This window comes from Sulfurimonas sp., assembly GCF_029027585.1.
Taxonomy (GTDB): domain Bacteria; phylum Campylobacterota; class Campylobacteria; order Campylobacterales; family Sulfurimonadaceae; genus Sulfurimonas.
This window is the reverse complement of record NZ_CP093397.1, coordinates 1,325,981-1,347,526: the sequence shown is the minus strand read 5'-3', so window position 1 is coordinate 1,347,526 and position 21,546 is coordinate 1,325,981. Positions and strand designations below refer to the sequence as shown.

General features: G+C 32.3%; 18 protein-coding genes. 10 read left to right on the top strand and 8 right to left on the bottom strand.

Features of this window, described 5'->3' with window-relative positions; translation table 11 throughout:
- The 3 genes from rnhA to MOV50_RS06930 are packed head-to-tail and all read right to left on the bottom strand — an operon-like array spanning position 1 to position 1,918.
- A complete protein-coding gene (gene rnhA / locus MOV50_RS06940) occupies positions 1 to 429 on the bottom strand; it encodes a ribonuclease HI (RefSeq protein ID WP_321777186.1) in 429 nt (142 codons plus the stop codon).
- Positions 404 to 1,450 carry a tetratricopeptide repeat protein gene (locus MOV50_RS06935; RefSeq protein ID WP_321777185.1) on the bottom strand — a complete coding sequence of 349 codons (1,047 nt, stop codon included), beginning with the start codon at positions 1,448 to 1,450 and terminating at the stop codon, positions 404 to 406. The genes rnhA and MOV50_RS06935 overlap by 26 nt, the downstream gene beginning before the upstream one ends.
- Positions 1,451 to 1,918: a hypothetical protein gene (locus tag MOV50_RS06930; protein ID WP_321777184.1), complete on the bottom strand. Its 468-nt coding sequence runs from the start codon at positions 1,916 to 1,918 to the stop codon at positions 1,451 to 1,453.
- Positions 1,919 to 1,999: 81 nt separating this feature from the next.
- Here MOV50_RS06930 and MOV50_RS06925 point away from each other — a divergent pair, with 81 nt between their 5' ends.
- On the top strand, positions 2,000 to 2,707 hold the full coding sequence (locus tag MOV50_RS06925) for a hypothetical protein (RefSeq protein ID WP_321777183.1): 708 nt from the start codon (positions 2,000 to 2,002) through the stop codon (positions 2,705 to 2,707).
- The gene (locus tag MOV50_RS06920) at positions 2,704 to 3,219 is read left to right on the top strand and encodes a cyclic nucleotide-binding domain-containing protein (protein WP_321777182.1); all 516 of its coding nucleotides are present in this window, start codon (positions 2,704 to 2,706) and stop codon (positions 3,217 to 3,219) included. Before MOV50_RS06925 ends, MOV50_RS06920 begins: the two co-directional genes overlap by 4 nt.
- A gap of 2 nt (positions 3,220 to 3,221) precedes the next feature.
- On the opposite strand, the gene MOV50_RS06915 is transcribed toward MOV50_RS06920, so the two are convergent.
- From MOV50_RS06915 to ccoG, 3 genes are read right to left on the bottom strand one after another with little or no spacing between them, the layout of a single operon-like run.
- Entirely contained in the window at positions 3,222 to 4,268 is a 1,047-nt protein-coding gene (locus tag MOV50_RS06915) for a YeiH family protein (RefSeq protein WP_321777181.1), read from the bottom strand.
- A 45-nt stretch (positions 4,269 to 4,313) separates the two neighbouring features.
- The gene (locus MOV50_RS06910) at positions 4,314 to 7,847 is read right to left on the bottom strand and encodes a DUF748 domain-containing protein (protein WP_321777180.1); all 3,534 of its coding nucleotides are present in this window, start codon (positions 7,845 to 7,847) and stop codon (positions 4,314 to 4,316) included.
- Between the two features lie 56 nt (positions 7,848 to 7,903).
- Positions 7,904 to 9,337, bottom strand: coding sequence for a cytochrome c oxidase accessory protein CcoG (gene ccoG / locus MOV50_RS06905; protein ID WP_321777179.1), 1,434 nt, complete (start codon positions 9,335 to 9,337; stop codon positions 7,904 to 7,906).
- A 447-nt stretch (positions 9,338 to 9,784) separates the two neighbouring features.
- Here ccoG and metH point away from each other — a divergent pair, with 447 nt between their 5' ends.
- The gene (gene metH, locus MOV50_RS06900) at positions 9,785 to 13,270 is read left to right on the top strand and encodes a methionine synthase (protein WP_321777178.1); all 3,486 of its coding nucleotides are present in this window, start codon (positions 9,785 to 9,787) and stop codon (positions 13,268 to 13,270) included.
- Here the strand turns inward: metH and MOV50_RS06895 are convergent.
- Together MOV50_RS06895 and MOV50_RS06890 are read right to left on the bottom strand one after the other, a co-directional pair.
- A complete protein-coding gene (locus MOV50_RS06895) occupies positions 13,267 to 14,775 on the bottom strand; it encodes a YifB family Mg chelatase-like AAA ATPase (RefSeq protein WP_321777177.1) in 1,509 nt (502 codons plus the stop codon). The genes metH and MOV50_RS06895 overlap by 4 nt on opposite strands.
- 11 nt (positions 14,776 to 14,786) lie before the next feature.
- Positions 14,787 to 15,755, bottom strand: a complete 969-nt coding sequence (locus MOV50_RS06890; RefSeq protein ID WP_321777176.1) for an integron integrase — start codon at positions 15,753 to 15,755, stop codon at positions 14,787 to 14,789.
- A 515-nt stretch (positions 15,756 to 16,270) separates the two neighbouring features.
- Between MOV50_RS06890 and MOV50_RS06885 the strand changes: the two genes are divergently transcribed.
- The 7 genes from MOV50_RS06885 (at position 16,271) to MOV50_RS06855 (ending at position 21,542) form a co-directional block, all read left to right on the top strand.
- A complete protein-coding gene (locus MOV50_RS06885; protein ID WP_321777175.1) occupies positions 16,271 to 16,606 on the top strand; it encodes a hypothetical protein in 336 nt (111 codons plus the stop codon).
- Position 16,607: 1 nt separating this feature from the next.
- Positions 16,608 to 16,895 (top strand): hypothetical protein, encoded by a 288-nt coding sequence (locus tag MOV50_RS06880; protein ID WP_321777174.1) that lies wholly within the window; start codon positions 16,608 to 16,610, stop codon positions 16,893 to 16,895.
- Positions 16,896 to 17,139: 244 nt separating this feature from the next.
- Positions 17,140 to 19,008, top strand: a complete 1,869-nt coding sequence (locus tag MOV50_RS06875) for an ankyrin repeat domain-containing protein (RefSeq protein ID WP_321777173.1) — start codon at positions 17,140 to 17,142, stop codon at positions 19,006 to 19,008.
- 227 nt (positions 19,009 to 19,235) lie between these two features.
- Entirely contained in the window at positions 19,236 to 19,907 is a 672-nt protein-coding gene (locus MOV50_RS06870; RefSeq protein ID WP_321777172.1) for a hypothetical protein, read from the top strand.
- A 193-nt stretch (positions 19,908 to 20,100) separates the two neighbouring features.
- Positions 20,101 to 20,442, top strand: a complete 342-nt coding sequence (locus tag MOV50_RS06865) for a hypothetical protein (protein WP_321777171.1) — start codon at positions 20,101 to 20,103, stop codon at positions 20,440 to 20,442.
- Between the two features lie 54 nt (positions 20,443 to 20,496).
- Positions 20,497 to 20,868: a hypothetical protein gene (locus MOV50_RS06860; RefSeq protein WP_321777170.1), complete on the top strand. Its 372-nt coding sequence runs from the start codon at positions 20,497 to 20,499 to the stop codon at positions 20,866 to 20,868.
- Positions 20,869 to 21,062: 194 nt separating this feature from the next.
- Entirely contained in the window at positions 21,063 to 21,542 is a 480-nt protein-coding gene (locus MOV50_RS06855) for a hypothetical protein (protein ID WP_321777169.1), read from the top strand.
- Positions 21,543 to 21,546 lie beyond the last annotated feature (4 nt).

Sequence of the window (21,546 nt, the reverse complement as noted above, 5' to 3'; positions counted from 1 at the left end):
CTATAATGAATCTTTCATCTTTTGTGCTTCATCTCTTGCAAGTTTATCACACCTTTCATTTTCTTCATGTCCGTCATGACCTCTAACCCAAATAGCATTTATTTTATGACCTTGTGAAACTTCTATATACTCTTTCCACAAGTCTGGATTTTTAACTTTTTTAAAATCTCTTTTTATCCAGTTTTTTAGCCATTCATTTATACCTTTTACAACATATGATGAATCAGAAATCACATCAACTTCACACTTTTGGCTCAAAGCACGAAGTCCTTCTATTACACCTAGTAGCTCCATTCTATTATTTGTTGTATGAACCTCGGCACCAGAGATTTCTCTCTCTTTATCCCCATAGCGTAAAACTACGCCATAACCACCAGGACCAGGGTTTCCTAAGGCACTTCCATCACTGAAAAGAGTTATTTTCTTCACTAAATTCCCTATGATAATTTTTTGTTAAACTAAACTCAATTTGAGAACTATCAATACTATGACAAGAGCTACAACGATGAAAAACGAATGGAAAAACTACTTTACAATTATCACATATATACTCAAAACTAAGTGTCGCATTTGACTTTTGTTTTAAGTTTATCAGTACATCCAACTCAAAAACCGAGCTTCCCTCTGCCATTTCAACATCACCACGAGCAGTGTATAACTCTCTTAAATAGCCATTTTTCTCGATTATATCTAAATCAAGATGCTCTTTATCTAGTTGCCATAAGACATCTGAAAGAACTTCACTTTTTGAATTATCAAAATTCTTCCATGCTAATACTGGATTTACTCTAAATAGATACTCAAAAACCATATGAGTTAGTTCATGATTAAGAGCATAAGTTTTTACAATTTTTTCTACCTTTTCATCAACTTCTAAATTCATATCGTGAAGCAAGGTTAAAAGTTCTAAATATACTTTATCTTTTTGTATATCTTTTTTAAGCTCATTTAATGGCTCTAAAACTTCTAGAGCTAAAGAATACTCTCGCATATGCTCATAAACAAGTAAAAGATACTGTAATGCTTGTGGCGTTCGTGGATTGCTTTGCAATATCTTTAAAAATATTTCTTTTGCTCTTTCTAAAAAACCTGCTTTAAAGTAAGTTCGTCCAAGTAAAAAAAGAGTATCTCTATAGTTTTTTTTATCTCCGATTTTTAAGAGTTCACTATAAATTTCTATACTTTTTTCATAATCTCCATGCTTAGCATATGAGTGAGCCAACAAAAGCCATGACTTCTCAGATAAATCACCTTTTGTTATAAGAACTTTTAGTTCATCTTTTGACGGTAAAGAACGAAACTGTCTTAAAAATTTATCTAGGTGCCTATGGTCTTCTTTTTTTCTAAATCTACTCCACCAGTATGAAAAAAATGTAATCACAAAGATGAGTACAAAAAAGACAATTATACCAAAAAGTGGATCACGAAACTCTATAAAAAAACTATTCATCTATTCGTAAACTATGATGCCGTAGTCATTTTTTAGGTTGTAAAAAGTTGAATTTGGAGTAAATTCTAAATCTTTTATCCGTCCAAGTTGTACGATAGCATTTTTACTAGCTTTGATACCAAACTCTCTAAAGAATTTTTTTATATTTACAAACTTAACATCCTCTACAAATTTATACTCAAACTCTTTATAAAGTTTCATCTTCTCATATGAAAATATATGCTCATTGACATGTAGTCTGTCAGATGCAAATTTTATAGGCAAGTATCCTGAGAGGTCTGTTAAGATTTCTTCAACATACTCATGTTTTTTTGGTAAGGTATTTTTTTGTATAAAAACATATTTGTTATTTAATTTAAGGCTTGGGGTATCTCGCCAGTATTTATATGCTGGATTTGAAACACCTAGCTTTGAGGACACTTCTCTCCAGAGCCAAAAAGAATTTAGTGTATTTGGAAGGTGGGACATCTTAGCTCCTTTTTTGAGAGTTTCGTTTATTATATAGTTTTTCTTTATATAGTTTTATTAAACATAGTATATACTATCGGCATGAATATTGATATTATTACTAACAGCATTACAGATTACATAGATATTAGATTTGCTGAGTCACTTGATATTATTGATAATAATTCTGATTTTATAGATGCACACAATCTAATCCAGCCTAAAAAAAACTATCTTTTAACTCTTGATTATCTAAACACTACCATCAAACATTTCACTTCCTTAGATTATACATTTTATGACAAAACACTAAAAAAACTTCATAGAGATATAAATAGCATCTATAAACTATATGACTCTTTAAAAAAAGATGAGGATGAAATAAAAAAGATTTTTGATAAAAGATTTTTCTCAAAGCTAAACCTTTTTATTGAGATAGAAGAAAATTTAGATTACCTAGAAGAATCTTCTGATATAAATAGTGATAAAAGAAAAATGATAAAACTTATAAAATCACATTACAAAGCAATGTATGACATATATTTTAAAATTTTTCAAGAAGAGTATCTTGCACAAAACAAATATGTTTTAAGTTCAATAGAAGAGATTTTAAACTCAAAGATTTTCTATTTAGACCACTTCTTATGGATGGAAGGTCCCAAGTCAGGAGCAATATCCAGAACACTTAAGATGCTACGACTAGATGCAAATATTAACTCTAAAAAATACTTACTTCATAGGCTAGGCGTTGCCTTACCTTATACACAAGACTACCAATATTTAAAGAAATGCTTGAGGGTACACACATGACAGATACACAAGGATATACTCCAGAAGATATAGAACAGTTTTTACAGGTAAATAAAATTGAAGAGGAAAAAGAAGATAAACAAACTTTCGCTAAATTACTACGAGTTCAAAGTAAAATCTCAATTATTGCAAATATTGACCCTCAAGATTTAAAGGCTATCATATACAATCTAAAGTTTATAAAATTTAACTACAAAGACTATATCATTGAAGATGGCGATATTTCACAAGAAATCTTTTTTATTTTATCAGGGCAATGTCAAGTATTTCATAAAGGGAAAAAGATAGGAACACTTGAAACAGGAAAAACATTTGGAGAGTCTGCGGCAATTTTTAGTACAAAGAGAAGTGCTTCTGTTGTGTGTTCTAGCCAAAACACAACTCTGCTCTCTTTTAGTATAAACCATGATAATATGGAGTTTTGTTCTGTTGCTTTAGCTACTCTTTATAAAAACCTTGCGCTCCAAATAGATACAAAACTAAGAGCGATGAATGAAAGTAAAGTTAAGTAGTTTTAAAAAGTAGCTACAACCCATTTAGTAATAAAATACCCGCCTACAACTAACCAAACAAACATAGAAAGGGCTGTGTAAAATGGTGCAAGGCCTAAGCCTTTAAACTTGGCAAACCTTGTTCCCATACCAAGTGCTGTCATCGCCATGGTAAGTAAAAAAGTGTCTATTTCATTTATAAGATTAACGATATCTTCTGCTACAAGTCCAAGAGAGTTAAACCCAGCCATACCCACAAAATAAACAGCAAACCAAGGTATAACTAACTTAACTCCACCACCAATAGTTCCACTTTTTTTAGCAGAGTAAGAAAGGTAAATACCCAAGATGATAAGCATCGGAGCAATCATAATAACTCTTGTCATTTTAACTATTACAGCAGAGTTTGCCATCTCATCTCCAGCACTAGGAATAGATGCTGGAACTGCTACAACTTGTGCAACCTCATGAATAGTTCCACCTACATAGATGCCAAATTCTCTTGCGTTCATATCAAGCAAACCTGAACTATAAAGTACGGGGTACAAAAACATTGCTATTGTTCCAAAAAGAACAACCATAGAAACAGCCACAGCAGTTTTATGCTCTTGTGCTTTTAAAACAGGCTCTGTCGCCAAAACTGCGGCGGCTCCACACACTGCTGCTCCAGCAGCTGTTAGCATTGAAGTGTCTCTGTCCATTTTAAAAACTTTTTGACCTAAAAATGTTCCGAGGATAAAAGTTGTTGAGAGCATAATAAGAGATACCATAAATCCGTCGATGCCGACTTCTGCAATCTGCTGAAAAGTTATACGAAAACCATAAAAAACTATTGCAAATCTAAGAATTTTTTTAGCGCTAAAAGTTATACCTCCTTGCCAAGCATCTGGAGTTTGGTTGTGAAGAGTATTTGCATAAAAGATACCAAGAACGATACCAATAACAAGAGGAGAAATTCCAAGAGAGCTAAAAAGTTCTAAGCTTGAGAGCATTGTAGCGGCAGCTGCAAAGATTGCAACAAAAAATATCCCACTCAAAGTACCTTTGCGTTTTTTAACAGAAAATGGCATCTATATTCACTCCTTAAATAAAAATGCCATTATATCACAAAATTATCACTTTATTTCAACTTCTAGTTTTGTTCTTACCCAATTTTCTTGCACTTCCTCAAGCTTTTGCACAGGCTGGAGTATTATTCTTTTACTATCAAGTCCTTTTGTATTTACTAAGTATTCAACAACAAGTTTAACTCGTAGCGTTGCTAAATCTGAAAGCTCTTGCGGTTTTAAAACTTGCATCTGTGTCACTTCTTTTAAAACAGCATTCATATAAGCTCTTTTGAGAACTTTACCTTTATACTTTATCTGTAAAGCTTTTTCTATATCATCAACATCTTTTTTTGGAGCCATCTTTTCATAAATATCTTCTAGTATATCTATGTTCATTGCCTTGTCTTGCTCTTTTTTACTTTTTGCTCCGCTTTCTTTCATAATCATAGCAATTAGTTTTTTATGTTTTAGCATCCATGCATCTTGCCCTTCATCATATTGCGGAGTGATTTTTAAAAATATTTTTGGTCGTTTTAGCATTAGTTTAGTGATGTTATCTAATTTTTCACGCTCTGGAGGCAAGATAGTTGCAAGACCTGGTTCAAATTCCAAATATTCTAACTCTTCTCCATCTATTCCCATCATAGAGCCTAAAAACTTAAAGGGGGATGCTACGGCTTTTATAATCAAGTTACCAAAAGTTTTCCAAATAAGTGTACCATATTTAAAGTCTGGCTCATCAAGATTTCCCTCAACGGGCATATCAATATCTATAATTCCATCACCATCTTCTAAGAGAGCGATAGCAAACCCGAGAGGTAAAGATGAGCTATTTTCATCTTCTATCTCATATCCTAGTTTAATATTTTTAATGATTACAGAATTTCTACCAAGTAACTCAGAATCTAGTATTTCATAACCTAAATCTAAAAATAATTTTCCACTATCTATCTCATAACCTGTAAAATCAGCACTATATCCACTCAAAGAGTTTAAGTCTAAGTTTCTAAAGTTAAAGTCCAAGTCAGTATATGACTTAGGATTTGCACTATCAACTGAACCTACAAGTTTCGTCGAGCCATACTCATCAATCTCTCCAGTTATATCTACATAACTAACTTCATTTTTTTCATTTGTAATGGAGTAAATAACACCATTTAAGTCATGTATATTTGTTTTAAATTTAAGAGGTAGAGAAAAATCAGCAAACTTTGCACTACCAGATGCAATATCTAGCTTCATTATCTTAAATGGAAATTTTGTAGCATTTTTATCTTCATTTTTAGTAGTGTTTACATCTACTTGCGCTTTTGACAAGGATGCGAAATTCATTTTTTTATTTTCATCTATGATGGCATTTACATAAAAACCATTTATGTTTAGTTCATTTACAAAAGCACGATTAGGAGACATCTCATACTCAAAAGATTTCACATCAAGTTTATTAAAGGAAAGTAGCGTTGAATCATCTCTTGAATCAAATACAAAAAATTCATCTATATTAACAGAGCCCTTTACTTTTAAATCAGCTTTTGTTTTGTTTTTTTCATACTTGGTTTTACTTTTTAGATTTAAATAACCATCATTTAGCTTTAAATATAAATCTTTTTCTATATATGGACTAAACTCTTTTAAAGAGATTTGTTTTAAATCAAAACTTCCCTTTTGTTTTAATGGTGTGTGTCTTAAGTTACCTCTAGCTTTTAGATAACCTTTTGAATTTAGTCTGATAGATAAGTTGTAACTTAACCAAGTCCAAGTTTTAGAGTCTATGTTATACGCGTTAAAGTATATTCTATCGAGTTTTGTTGTTAGGTTTGGCTTTAATGTTTTGTCATCTAAACTAACTCTTGCACCTTGAAGTGCAAAATGTTTTAGTTTAACTCTATACTCTGAGTTTTTTATTTTACCTTTAGACTTAATTTTTTTAGATGCTTTAGCAACTATGAGTTTATCCATATTTATCTTGCCATTTTCATAAAGTCTTGCTTTAATATTCAAACTTTTAAGTGTTGTTTTTTGGATGTTTATAGCTTTAGTTTTTGTGCTTAGGTTTATATCATTTATAGAAAAATCTGCAAAACTAACAAGCCTTTCATTTGTGCTTCGTTTATTTAAAGCAAACTTACTTAGATTAAAATTTGCTTTATTTACATTTGCTTGTATCTTTTCATCAAGCTCGCTTATGCTTACATTTGCATCAAACCCAACAACCGCTTGTTGTAGCTTCAAATCATAAACACTAAGAGCGTCTCTTGCAATAGCATCTATGTAAGGACGAAACTTTACAATATCTAAACCACTACATTTTGTATATGCATCTATACTTAAGATTTTATATTTTACATCACCAAAAGAGTTACAAATAAACTCATCATTTATCTTAGTGTCTATCTTAAATGAAAAAGGCTGTTCTCCTTTTAGCGTTACATTTTTAAGGTATATATTTAACTCATCAAGATTTGTATTTACCTTTGGTTTTATTGCATTATCATCAAAGTTTACACTGATGTTTTCTAAAGCAACTTTTTTGATAAGCAGACTCCATGGTTCTGATATCTCTTTTTCTTTAGTAGCATTTTGTTCAACAAAATTTGTTTTGATATACTCAATCCAGTCTATCTTTGAATCACTTTCTCTTTTAACCTTTATAGCTAAAGCATCTAAAGTGACACTTCGGATTTGAACATCTTTTTGCATAGGTTTTATACTAGCATCGCTCACACTAAACTTACTAAGATTTAAAACATCTTTATATTTATTTTTTGGTTTTATGCGCAACTTAGTTATTGCAAAATTTAAATTATCAATGCTTGTAGCATTTAAGTCATCTAAATTTAAGTAATAATCCCCACTAAAATTAATTTTACCATCTGCTACTTCAAGGTTTAGATTGTCTTGAACATACTTCCACTGTGTATATAATTTACTAGCTTCAAAATCAACACTTCCACTAACTATAAAAGGTTTAAATCCAAGTATCTGACTTTTAAAATCAAAAAAGCCACCATCTCCAAGATTTGTATGAAATCTTATGTTAGCATCGCTTGAATCAAAATTTTCAGTATCTATATCTCTTAACTCTAAACTAATTCGCTCAAATGAAAAATGAAAAGGTGTTGTATTGGTATAATCTTCATACTTAACTCCACCATTTATGATGCTTATCTCATCAAGAATTATTCTTGGCATCTCAAAATCTGACTCTTTTTCTGCTGTCTTTTGCTTGTCTTCTTTCACTATAGAAGCTAGGTTTATTGTTTTATCTTTATTAAAAATAAGTGAAATTTTTGGTTCTTGAAGCTCTAGTTGACTTAGATGAATAGCAGAGTTTAAAAGTGAGTATAACTCTACATTTACGCTTAATGATTTTAAAGAAAAAAGCTCTACTTCATTTGCATCTGTAAGTTTTATATCACTTATACTTAATTTAAAAATATAAGGATTGAAGTAAACACTATCAATAGAAATCTTAGCATTTGTTTGTTTTTGGACTATATCGATGAGTTGTGGTTTTAAGATAAATGGAAGAACAAAAAAGCCAAAAATAGTGTAGAATAAAAGAGAGTAAAGAAGGATTTTTTTCATTTTATTAAACAAGACAAACTCCAAAATGTGAATACTTAGAGTTTATCCTATTGCTGTTTAAATAATGATTATTTTGCTGCTTTTAATATCTCTGTTTTTGGAAACACAAAGGTTGATTGTCTAAAAACTACTATCTCTTCTTCGTGTCCTATAGCATAAGCACGAATAGTTATAGGAATGATGGTATCTTTTCTATCATCTTTTACAAGCACTTCTGTAGTTCTTAAAACAACAATTTTTTTCTTTTTTATGTTTGGAACAGCTGTAAATTCCTTCGAAGGTTTAGCAATAATTATCTTACCTTCCATCCCTTTTGGAGCGATTACTTCAAAGTAAAATTTCATTTTTTCATTTTGAGTATTTTGTAGTAAAAATTCATAAGCATTATCAACTCTAACCTTACCATCTGGAAGTAATTTAGTTGAATAAAGGCGTGTTTCTTTGTTTATATTTAAAAGCATATGCTCTTTTGTACCACCCATATAAGCTAAGGCAAACATTATCCCAACTAAAAGAACCACATAAGCTAAAACTTTAGTACGAAAATATTGTGTTTTACCTTTTTGCTCAACTATCTCAAAATCACTAGACCAAGTAACAAGAGATGGTTTACCTAGTTTACCCATTACTGTTGTACAAGCATCTACACACTCAAGACAGTTGATACACTCTAACTGAAGACCTTTTCGTATATCTATATGAGTAGGACAAACTGTTACACAACTCTCACAAGTAGTACATTCTGCGTGAGGTTCTTGCACTTGAATATCTTTTTGAGAAGTAAATTGTTTTTGCTTATTTTTATCATAAATATTACCTCCTCTATGCATATCATAGAGCGCCATTATTGTATGCTCATCATATAAAACAGACTGAACACGAGAATAAGGACAGACATAGATACAATAATCTTCTTTTAAAAATATTATGTCATAAACAAGAAATAGCGTCATTACAAGAACTGTTCCAAAAAGAGTCCAGTGATTGTCAAAATCACCTAAGTATGCAAAAAAGTCTTCAGGTGGAACAAAAAACCATAAAAGGTTTGAGCTAGCAAGAAGAGAAAGTGCTATCCAAAGTAAAACAGCTATGACTTTTTTAAGCTTGTTCTGCGCCTTTGTCATATCTGGTTCTTTTTGCTTATTTTTTATACGAGAACGAAGACCTAAGATTTTAGTTTCTATCAAATCTCTATATATTACACGAAAAATAGTTTGAGGACATATCCAGCCACAAAAAACACGACCACCTAAAACGGTCATACCAAAGATGCCTAAAAACATAAACATTAATAAAAATGGCATCAAGTATAACTCTTGCATATCAAACTGAACAAATGCAAGATGTAGCTTTAACTTGTCAAAACTTAATAAAAAGAAATGATTGTCATTTACTGTTATCCAAGGCAGAACAAGAGTTATAACAGTAATTGCTATAAATATGTAATATCTCTTAATACGCCACGCCTGCGCTTTCTCGATAGCTTTATTTTTTTTACCCATAAAAACTCCTAATATCTTCAAAAAAGATAAATTTGTCACAATAATGTCACATTATAACAGATATATGTTTAGTTTTATATTAATCTTTTATTATAATATATATAACTACATCAAATAAAATTAAAATTAAACTTTAAGTGATTTAGCAGAGGAATACAAGAAAAGTTCTAGATGGATTCAGAAGCAGATATTTGATTATGAGCCAGATATAAAATATCAAGATTCCAAGCACAACAAATACTCTAGATGGCGGAACATTTTCACTTCTAAAAATACTCATTAAAATTCATAGAGGATTGCACAAAAGTCTGAAGCTAAAGTTAGTTGATGATTATCTCTTAAACTATGATGACCAATAGAGGCAAAAACACCATCATTGCAAGTTTTATTTTGCTTAAACTACTTTTCACAAGATATTTTTATGCTCTTTTTTGCTAAAATCCACTTATGAATACACAAGATTATATTTTACAAACTATTAAAAAACGCCCTCTTATAATTGATGGAGCTTTAGGTACTCAACTCCAACAAAGAGATGAGCAAATCCCTGCATCTGCTTGGGAGGGAAACGAAGGTTGTAACGAACTTTTAAATGTTACAGCACCAGATATTTTAAGTGAAATTGCACATGCTTACCTTAGTGCTGGAGCAGACTTTATAACTACAAATACTTTTGGTTCTTTCACTTGGGTTTTAGATGAGTACGATATAGGTCATAGAGCAAATGAGCTCACAAAAGCTGGAGCAGAGATAGTAAAAAAAGAGTGTGAAAAATTCTCAACAAAAGAGCATCCTAGATTTTGCTTAGGCTCAGTTGGACCAGGGACAAAACTTCCCTCTTTAGGGCATATTAGTTATGATGAAATGTATGAAGGTTATACCAGTTTTTGTGAAGCTCTAATAGACGGTGGAGTAGATGTTTTTTTACTAGAAACTGCTCAAGACCCTCTACAAATTAAAGCTGCTCTTCACGCTTGTAAAGAAGCAAGTCGTAAAAAAGAAGTTGACATCCCAATCATGGTTTCAGTAACCATAGAACTTAGTGGAACTATGCTTATAGGTACAGATGCCTCGACTATTGCCACTATTTTAGAACCTTTTGATATTTTAAGTCTTGGTTTTAACTGCGGAACTGGACCTCAGCAAGTTTTAAAACATGTAAAAACTCTAAGTGAAGTTTGGCATAAACCCATAAGTGTTCATGCAAATGCAGGACTTCCTCAAAACCGTGGTGGATATACTTACTATCCGATGGGACCTGATGAGTTTAGTGATAAACAAGAGGCTTTTTTAGATTTTGATGGGGTTAGCTTTTTAGGTGGATGTTGTGGTACTACGCCCGAGCATATTCGCTCTCTTGTAGATAGAGTTGGTGATATAAAACCTAAAGTTGCAACAGGTTCACATCCAAATGCTATTGCTTCACTTTTTAACACTACTTCTCTTATGCAAGAACCTGCTCCTCTACTTATGGGGGAACGCTCAAACGCAACAGGTTCAAAAGCTTTTCGTGAACTACTTTTAGCAGAAAACTATGAAGGAACGCTAAGTGTTGCTCAGCAACAAGTAAGAGCAGGTGCTCACGCAATAGATGTAAATGTCGGTTTTGCAGGTCGAGATGAGACTAAAGATATGAATGCTGTTATGGGCATGTATAACCAAAAGATAGCTCTTCCTCTTATGCCTGATTCTACTCAGACTGTTGGACTTGAAACTGCTCTTAAAAACATAGGCGGAAAGCCAATTTTAAACTCTGTTAACCTTGAAGATGGAGAAGGTAAGTTTGATGAAGTATGTGCCTTAGCTAAAAAGTTTGGTACATCGCTTGTTTGTTTAACTATCGATGAAGTTGGTATGGCAAAAACAGTTGAAAATAAACTAGAAGTAGCCGACAGAATTATAAACTTAGCAACCTCAAGACATGGCATAAAAAAAGAAGACTTGGTTTTTGATGTTCTAACCTTTACTCTAGCGAGTGGAGATGTCGAGTATAGAGATGCTGGTATAAATACCATAGATGCCATAAGAGAACTTCGCACAAAACACCCTGAAGTCGGAGCAGTTTTAGGTCTTTCAAATATCTCTTTTGGACTAGATAAAGATGCAAGACCTTACTTAAACTCTATGTTTTTACATCATTGTATTAAGGCAGGTTTAACAAGCGTTATTATCAATGTTAAGCATATTATTCCCATTAATAAAATCAGTGAAAAAGACCAAGAAATTTGTAATAACCTTATCTTTAACAAAAAAGAAAATGCTCTTTTTGACTTTATAGAACATTTTTCTACAAAAGAAGCCATCGATACAGGTGCTGAAGATGAAGCCTACTTAGCGATGAGTGATGAAGAAAAAATAGCCAAACTTCTTATGGACGGCGATAAAGCGAGAATGATTCCACTTGTTGAAAAAGCTCGTCAATCTATCGCTCCAGAGGTCATAGTAAATAAAATTCTTATAGATGCTATGAAGGTTGTAGGGGAACTTTTTGGTTCAGGTCAGATGCAACTTCCTTTTGTGCTTCAAAGTGCCGAAACTATGAAAAAAACTGTTGATTATCTAAACCCATACTTACCAAAAATCACAAAAGAAATAGATACTATCTTAGCTCTTGGAACAGTTAAAGGTGATGTACATGATGTTGGTAAAAACCTTGTAGATATCATACTCTCAAACAATGGTTTTAAAGTTATGAACTTGGGCATAAAAGTTGAACTTGAAGACTTTACAAAAGCGGTCATTGAGTCAAATGCTACTGCCATTGGAATGAGTGGACTTTTAGTAAAATCAACTCAAGTAATGCAAGAAAATTTAAAAAGTTTAAAAAAACAAAATATTAGCATCCCTGTTTTACTTGGTGGAGCTGCACTGACTCGTAACTTTATAGATGAGTTTTGTCGTCCTTTTTATGATGGACCAATCTTTTACTGCAAAGACGCTTTTGATGGAGTAACTGCGATGAGTCGCATCGAAGCTGGAAATCTTGATACAGATTTACATGGTAAAGATAAAGAACAAAAGGTAAAAAAGGTAAAAAAAGAAATAGTGATTCCTCCTTTTGAAGAGTTAAAAATGCCTAATCGTGATGTCAAAGTTCCTACTCCTCCTTTTTGGGGAAGAAGAGAAGTAAAACTAACTGACACTCAAATAGAGATGGCATTTGAATGGATAAACCATAAGATACTTTTTAAATCTCGTTGGGGTTACAGTTCAAAAGGAATGACAAAAGAGGAGTATCAAAAACAAGTAGATGAAGTTATTTTACCCGCTTATGAAAAACTAAAAGCACAGTTTTTGGATGAAAAACTTTTTGAGCCTACTATCATTTATGGCTATTGGCCTTGTAGAAGTGATGACAATAAACTTCTTCTATTTGACCCACAAGATGGCTACAACTCAGATGCCGAGGTCAATACCAAACCTCTAAAAGATGTAAGAGCAGAGAAAATAAAAGAGTTTAGTTTTCCAAGACAAAGAAAAGCACCACACAGGGCTTTAAGTGACTTTTTTCACTCAGACAGACATGATGTCATAGCACTTACTTGTGTTAGCTCTGGAAGTAAACTAAGTGACGCAGAAAGAGCCATAATGGATGAAGGAAACTATACAGAGTATTATCAGTTTCATGGACTTGGGGTTGAATTAGCTGAAGCATTAGCTGAAATCGCTCACAAACAGATAAGACTAGATTTAAATATTTCAGATGGGGAAGGGAGTAAACTTAGTGATGTTCAAATGAACAAATATCAAGGCTCTCGTTACTCTTTTGGTTACGCAGCTTGTCCTGATTTAGAGTTAAATCGCCCTCTTTTTGACCTACTCAAACCAGAAGAGTTTGGCATAGAGTTAAGCGAAACTTTTCAAATTCATCCTGAACAATCTACAAGTGCTTTAGTTGTTTATCATCCAAATGCAACTTACTATAATGTTTAGCGTCTTCTATAACTAAGAGCCTCTAAAACATGGCTCTTTTGTATCAACTCACTTTTTTCTAAATCGGCAATAGTCCTAGCTACTTTTTGAGTCTTTTTTATAGCTCTAAAAGATAAGGCGAATTTACTCACAGCCATATCTAAAACACTTTTAGCATCTATGTCTAAAGCACAAAAGTTTTCTATTTCCTTGTCACTAAGTTTGGCGTTAAAATTATCTTGACCTCTTTTTTTTGCAAAATGATGAGCCTCTAAAACTTGCTTGTGTAACTCTTTTGAACTTACACTTGCCTTGTCTTTAGCATCTACACTTTGCATAACAACTGTTAAATCTATGCGGTCTAAAAATGGGTCAGAAAGTCTGTTTTTATATCTTTGAATTTCAAGCTCATTGCATCTACACTCTAGATGCTCACTCAAAAGATTTCCACAAGGACAAGGGTTCATCGCTCCAACAAACAAAAAGTTACTTGGATACTCAACCTTAGTGTTTACTCTTGAAATTCTGATACGATTGTCTTGCATCGGTTCTCTTAATGCTTCTAAGATAGTTTTACTAAAGTGAGGAAGTTCATCAAAAAATAAAACTCCATTATGTGCTAAACCAACTTCACCTATTTGAGCTTTGAAAGAACCACCTCCAAACACGCTACCAAGGGTAGAAGTGTGATGTGGTGAACGCATGTTCCTATGTGGTTTAAACTCGATGGGTTTAGCTTCAAGGGCTTGAAGTTTTGCGACATCAAGTATCTCCTCCGTTTTCATAGCAGGCAAAATGTACCTAAGTCTTTTAGCTATCATACTTTTCCCGCATCCGGGAGAGCCTTCAAATAAAATATTGTGAAAGCCCGTACTCGATATGAGTGCGGCTCTTTTTGCAACCTCTTGTCCTTTTACATCACTAAAATCATCTTCATACTCTTTAGCGTAGTAATATTTCTCACCCTTAATCTCATAAAATGGATAGGCTATCTCTGTTTGAGCAATACTTGGAGAAATTCCTTCTTGGTTACTTAAAAGTTCTGTTGCATCTTGGAGTGTTTTTACTCCGTAAAATTCTATATTTGGAATCTTTGAAAGTTTTTCTAAACTCTCAAAAGGAACAATAGCCTTTGTAATGATTTTTTGATTTGCAAGAGATAAGATAAGCGGATAGAGTTTCAAGTTTTCTTTTACACTCCCATCGAGTCCAAGTTCACCAAAAACAAACCACTCGCTAAAGTCTGCATCACTAGCATTTAAAGCAATCAAAAGAGCGATGCTAAGGTCAAACTGCGAGCCTTCCTTTCGTATGTCACTAGGAGATAACGACAAGGTGACACGCTTTGGAGGAAAAGAAAAATCATTACTCAAAAGGGCAGACTTTACCCGCTCTTTGGACTCATTTATAGAAATATTTGCCATACCTACAATAGTAAAAGAAGGAAGCCCCTTTGTCAAGGTAGATTCAACATCAACAACCTTAGCATCTATACCTTCATAAGTAGCACAGTTTAGTTTTTTCATAATCTTTGTCCTTAAAAATCTAATGGGCTGATAACTTTAGCTTTATTCATTTCAGATACCACATGGGTATATATCATGGTAGTTTCGACACTTTTATGACCTAATAGTTCTTGTATTGAACGCAAGTCTATCCCCGCTTGAAGAAGATGAGTAGCATAACTATGTCTAAATATATGTGAAGTTACTCGTTTGTTAAGGTTTGCTTTTTGAGATGCTACTTTTATGTTTCGTCCTAAAGTTTTTGGGTGGATATGATGTCTTCTAGCTATTTGTGTTCGTGGATCTTTTGAAACATTATTCATTGGGAAAAGATATTGCCATTTGGTTTCATATTTTACTTTTGGAGATTTTTTATCTAGTGCAAAAGGTAAATAAACAGAACCATATCCATTTTCAATATCTTTTTTATGAAGTTCACAAACAGCTTCTATCTGAACTTCTATTCTTTTTTTCAACTTTATAGGTAAAGGTAGGGCTCTATCCCTTAATGATTTAGAATCCCATATATAAACTTTCTCAAAACCTAAGTCAATATCCTTCACTCTAAGGCTCAAAACCTCACTCATTCGTAGTCCACAGCCATACATAAGCATAGTTACGAGGTTGTAAATACCTTTTAAGTTTTCAATAACTTTATGCACTTCCTCTTTTGTCAAAACTACAGGGACATGCTTTCTCTCTTGAGCTCGTAAAGCTTGCACATTCCACTCACTCATATCAACACTTAACACCTCTTTATATAAAAATAATATTGCACTAAAAGCTTGATTTTGAGTAGTAGGAGCAACTTTACTTTTAACAGCTAAAGAAGTTAAATACTCCTCAATCTCTCTCTTCCCCATATCTACAGGATGCTTTTTATTATGAAAAAATATATAATGCTTGATCCAATGAACATAGGTCTTTTCAGTAGAATAGCTATAGTGTTTAAAGCGTATCTTGTCGCGAACCATATCTAATAATTTTTTTTTAGCTTCCATAATAGACTCCATATTTTAAGCTTACCTATGCTCTTTTAATCCAAAATCAATAAATAATACCCATTTATGTTCAATTAACGGCATTTTTATTTTTAAAAGGACACAAATTCTTTAAGAATAATAATACAAAAAATACAAAAAGCTCAATTCCATTGCATTTTGTCATGTTATTTAACTATTTTACTATTTATGTTAATTTTAGGGGTACATTATTAGTGTCTACTAATAATGGTATTTAAGGTTTTTTTCACTAGAATGGGGTTGAATAAATAGTTGTCTGAACGCTTCGCATTCAGACAACGGCAGCGCGGGTTGAACACCCACTTATTGACTGCTGCATTCGCATCAGACAACAAGCGGGAGGAGCGGACATCTGAATCAGAAAACAAGTTTTCAAATTCAGCCGCCACTCACCCGCGCTGCCGTTGTATCTAAGTTTTAAAATATTTCTAAAATTTAGATATACCTATTTTTCATAACTGATAAATTTGGTAAATTTAATTTTAGGACTTAAAATGTTAACAGTAATTTCGATTATAATTATATTAATTATTATCTATAAGATAATTGAAAATAATTATAAGAAAAGACTAAGTGCGATAAACCTTGGTATTGATAATCTAAGAAAAAATGATTATGCACTAGTGCATATTAAACCCGCATTGTTCATAGGAACATTAAAAACTGAAAACTATGAAACTTATGTTTCTCCAATGGCTTTAGGTTTTATGCTCGATGGTAAAGAAATTCTTGTAATGTCAACAACAAAAGAGAATTCATTAATTGTTATAGCTGATAAATTAAATGAGATAGATGAAAATAAGCTTGATGAGCTTATTTCTCAAAACTAAAATGGCAGAATTACTATATCAATCTGATTTATCTCTTGAAGAAAAATATGAAATAAATGAGTATATTAAGATTTTTTTAGATTGTAACTTCACAAAACATCATGAAGTAAATCAATACATTACTCGAACAGAACAATGGAATAAATTTCCAAGTATAAGATCACTAAACGACCATGGTAAAAACACTGAAATACCAGGTATTCTACCTAATATTTTTGCTATTATATGTAAAGAACTTAAAATTAAAGGAGACGGTGGTACTCCTTTAGACAAAGCAAAGCATTACTGAAGAAAAGATACAACAAAACATAGTAGCCAATAAGTAGCCTAGCGGCGACTTATTGGCTATATTCGACCGTTGTCTGAACGCTTCGCATTCAGACAACGGCAGCGCGGGTTGAACACCCACTTATTGACTGCTGCATTCGCATCAGACAACAAGCGGGAGGAGCGGACATCTGAATCAGAAAACAAGTTTTCAAATTCAGCCGCCACTCACCCGCGCTGCCGTTAAATACCTAAGAGGAAGTGTAATGTATATAAAACTAATAACTTTAATAATTTTAATAGGGAATATTGGTCAAGTTTTTGCTAAGGAACCTTTTGCACCCAATATAGTTGAACCAAATGTTTGTAAGCTAGTTTTAGACCACTATACAAAACTGTATGAATCAAAAGAAGTTAAAACCTCGGGAACAATTGAATCAAAAGATGTTTTTAATCCTGAATTTGATTCGAGGGAAATAGAAGGAATCTATGGAAATATTAAAACAACAAAAATCACTATAGATGGAGTTGAAAAGGATATTGTATATCATCAAAGATGGCATAGCTGGCGTGGAGAAATTTCAACAGGGTATATGATAGACCAGAATCAAACAAGTATTTTAGAAGAACAGTTAAAAAGTGGTTCAGATGATAAAATTAAACCATTCTACCCTATGGGAAAATTAGCTTATGGCTCTGATTTCTCATGGTGGGAAAACATGCCTTTTCAGTATGAAAATAATTGGTATGTATTAGAAGACTTTGGTGACTTTTATCGACACAATTCGATGCGAAGTATACATAAACTATCTCTTAATGGTACTACTAAAAAAGTTTGTACAATTAAAATATTTGAAAACTTTTCACCTAAAAACTCTGGACAAGACTTTCCTTTCTTTACAGCTTATAAAGAAGCAGTGGAAGAAATCACTCTTTCAACCGGACATTGCGGAACATCACATCCCGAAGCATACGCTGAGAGTTCTGGAAAACTATATGCTTCTATGTCAATCATCAGACCATGGGCAATTGTTCCAACATGGCAAAGTGGTAACAATAGTTGGGAAGTAAAAGATTTTCAACGTAAACATTTTGATGATTGGAAATATCAAGATATTTGGAGCTATCGCGAGTTTAAAACACATGCGAATACAAAACTCGATGCAATTAATGAATTGAAAGTTTATTATATAAATAATTATGAATACTCTACTGAAGACGCAGAAAAACTTGCCTCAGCTATTATTGATTCAATGCCAGGAGCGTACTATTCATTAGGTGTTTATTATGGTGCGAATCAAGATACTTCATTTTTACAAAAGCTTGTTGATGGTACTTATAATAACTGGGAAAATTTAGAAAATAATTTAAAATTATTAAAAGTTGGGTATCAAAATATACCTCATTTACCTTTAACGATATTATCTCTATTGGTGGATAATCCGAAAATGCTAAAAGAACTTCCTGATACAATAAAGCAAAACGATATAAAAACATTTTATGAAAAAGACTTTCTTATGTTTGCAGCACATATGAATAATTATGACAGTGTAAAATATCTTGTAAAACAAGGGTGGCCAATTAATAATTTGACAGAATGGAAAAGTGATAGCATATGTGATCCTAAGATGGAAAGAAACAATAGAAGTGCACTAACCTATGCGGCAGAAAATGCTTCTATTGAACTAATTCAATACTTGATTGCTAATGGTTCAGATATTAATATAACTGATACAAAAGGAAATTCTTTAGACTTTTATATAAATAAAAATCCACGTTTTACAGCTGAAGAAAAAAAACTTGGATTTGAAGAAATTGTAAAAAAGTACCCTAAATCAAGTAATATTCAACCTAGCTTTTCATGTGATGTAAAGTTAAATAATATTGAAAAAGCTATTTGCTCAAGCGAAGGATTATCAATTTATGATAGAGAGTTATTGCAAGTATACAAAAAAGCTATTTCTCATGAAAATATAGTAAAACAAGTTAAAAAAAGTCAAATAAAATGGATAAAAAAAAGAAATCATGAATGTAGTCAATTTAAAGAACAGGCTCAAATAAATGCATGTATTGCAAGGAAAACAAGAGCAAGAATTAGATATCTTGAGTATGTTGATTCAGTATTTAACAAGTAGCTGGAGCCAATAGTTAACCCAAGAGCGGGTTAACTATTGCTCAACATAAACGTTGTCTGAACGCTTCGCATTCAGACAACGGCAGCGCGGGTTGAACACCCACTTATTGACTGCTGCATTCGCATCAGACAACAAGCGGGAGGAGCGGACATCTGAATCAGAAAACAAGTTTTCAAATTCAGCCGCCACTCACCCGCGCTGCCGTTATATACATATAGGAATTTTTAATGAATGAAATAGAGTTGGAATTTACTACTAATATATTAAAACCATGGGATGATTTAAACCAGTTGCTATCAGAAAGACTGGTTTTAGAGCCAAAAATTTCAGAGCTTACAAGACTATCTAAAGACCTAGCAAAAAATATTCATCATCATACAGATTATTTTATCAAGAAAAACGGTGGTAATGATACAGATGTAAAGAAAGAACGAAAAGCGATACATATTGCATCACATGAAAATAAAATCATTGGTGATGTAGCTGACACCTCTAAACATTTTGATTTAAGAGATACTAATCGTATAGCATTAATTCAATTAAGTTCTTCATTTGAATATAAAACAGATAAATTTTGTTTTATGAGAAACCTATCAAAAATAAATTATCAGAATACTGCTGACACATTTTGTTTTCTAAAAACATCATATGAAGCTATTCACTACTTATTAAGTCATTTTAATATGAATATAACTTTTGAACGTTCAGTTACAGAAAATGGTGATGAGTTTTTTGATGAAGCATGGTTATATCATGATTCTAATAAATCTATTAGCGTAAAAAGTAGCAAAATAGAATTTTTAGAAAAGAACAATGAAGGACACTATATACATGTTAATCCAAAAGAAGTAAGATTTGCAGTATATAACAAGCACGAGGAGACCAATAATTTGCCCTAGCGGGAAAATTATTGCTCACGACAAACGTTGTCTGAACGCTTCGCATTCAGACAACGGCAGCGCGGGTTGAACACCCGCTTATTGACTGCTGCATTCGCATCAGACAACAAGCGGGAGGAGCGGACATCTGAATCAGAAAACAAGTTTTCAAATTCAGCCGCCACTCACCCGCGCTGCCGTTAAAGGAGCATATATGGAAATTTTAGTTTATTTATTAGTGGCATTACCGTTTATTGTAATTACAATAATTTATATTTTTGCAAAAAATACAAAATGCTATTTAAAATACCCAACTATAATACTAGGTGGGTGGATAGGATTTAGAATTCAATTATTTGTTTTACTAAGCTATATTAACGATCCAAGTGTATTGATAACAAAAGTAATTGAATTAGAAAAATTATATATAAATGTTGCGAGCTGGATTCCAACATTAATTTTTTTAGTAGTTTTACAAATTACAAACATGATATACAGACTTATCAAATTTACTATTGAGAGCAAAGCCTCTAACAAAACGCAGGAGCCAATATGAAACCTCAATCGGTTTCATATTGCTCTCCTTAAACGTTATACACAAGGAAAAGAAATGAACATGAAGTTAAGAATTATCTTATCTATAATAACCGCGTTGGTTGTAATGGCACCCCTCATTGTTACAAGACCAGATAAAATTGCTGGATTTTTTATATTTACGATTGTTGCGTTTATTACAATATTTATCATTACTAGTTTGTTTAATATAAAAAACACAAAAATGAAAATAGCTTATTTAAGTGTAGTAGCAATAGGATTTTTATATAAATTTTATGCCAATTACTTCGTAATGCAATGGGTCTTACCTAAATCAATTATTACAAGTTTAGTTTTTGCAGGTGTGTTTGCTTTAATTTTCAGGGGAATCTCTCTTCTCACAGAAAAAAAAGAAATTTCTACAACTGCTGAGCAAGATAAAGTATAACAAAACGCAGGAGCCAATATTTGCCCCAAGAGAGGGTCAAATATTGCTCTCCTTAAACGTTATCTGCACAGGAGTTAGAAATTTTACCAGCAATCAAAACAGTTCAAAAAAATGGACAAGAATAATTTAATTTTAATGATGAAAAATTATCATTAAATGTACTTTCATTTTGGAAATGGTCGAGTTCAGAATTATTGGGAAATGCACTTCGTGGAGTTTTAGCCGAATTTATTGTTGCATCAACAATAGATATTTTGGATAAGCCGAGAGAAGAATGGGATGCCTATGATTTAAAAACCAAAAATGGTTTAAAAATCGAAATTAAATCATCTTCATATCTTCAAAGTTGGGAACAAACTGAATTATCAAAAATAATATTTGGAATACAGCCAACATCAAATTGGGATTATTCAACAAATAAACGAAGTAAAGAAAGAATAAGACAATCAGATATTTATATTTTTTGTGTATTGTCACACAAAGATAAAAATAGTGTTGACCCACTAAATCTATCTCAATGGGATTTTTATATTTTAGAAACTAAAATTTTAAATGATAAAGTTACAGTTCAAAAAAGTATTACACTTTCTAGCTTGTTAAAATTACATCCGATTAAGATAAAATATGACGAACTAAAAAAAGAAATTGAACATATTGAAAAAAAGTACAGATAATAGA